The following is a 678-nucleotide window of genomic DNA, read 5'->3' as shown; positions in this document are numbered from 1 at the left end:
ATATCTAATAGATGGCAGGCAGACACATATTTTGTAATTTATGATACAGACCAAATGGGTACAGCATATAAAGGGCGAAAATATATAGTATATGGTGCAAGGCAGATGGATTGCGACAAAAATTTTGCAAGAATAGATATTCATAATTGTCAATTTTGGAGAATAGAAGGAAAAATATAAATAGTTTTTAGCGAGAAGACAAGGATGTAAAACGTATTTTGCAGCATGCAAAGATGATATACTTGAATGAAGTCAATTGTATTGTGAGGTGTAAGTCTACTCGACTGTTGAACTAAAGGATTTACTTGAAGACGAAACACAAGATAACAAACTAAGAGGAGATGTGAGTAGTATGGTTTTAAAATGTAATAATTGTGGTAAAGAGTTTAAACATGGAATTTCAGGAAATATGATTATATTTTGTCCATTTTGTAAAAAAAGTGCAGGTTCTATCTCAGACTATGGCTTTGGCCCAATTGTGCCATGTGATATATATTTGGGAGAGAAGATTATTGCTTCGATATCTTCAATGAATGAACTTATATCGAAAGAGTTTGGGATAAAAAAGAGTTTGTGTGGCAAGTATAAGAATCTTGAGATATATTCTGAAGCAGAAAAAATTATAGGTGAAATGTTAAGTTAAGTGTTGTGCCAAGTTTAAAATGAATTCTCTTTAGG

General features: G+C 31.7%; 2 protein-coding genes. Both read left to right on the top strand.

Features of this window, described 5'->3' with window-relative positions; genetic code table 11:
* On the top strand, positions 1-180 hold a 180-nt coding region (locus tag KQI85_RS16385; RefSeq protein WP_216577077.1), incomplete at its 5' end, for a hypothetical protein.
* A 172-nt stretch (positions 181-352) separates the two neighbouring features.
* Positions 353-643 (top strand): hypothetical protein, encoded by a 291-nt coding sequence (locus tag KQI85_RS16380; RefSeq protein ID WP_216577076.1) that lies wholly within the window; start codon positions 353-355, stop codon positions 641-643.
* Positions 644-678 lie beyond the last annotated feature (35 nt).

The organism is Falcatimonas sp. MSJ-15 (assembly GCF_018918265.1).
In the GTDB taxonomy this organism is placed as follows: Bacteria; Bacillota; Clostridia; order Lachnospirales; family Lachnospiraceae; genus Falcatimonas.
This window is presented reverse-complemented; position numbering and strand designations above follow the sequence as displayed.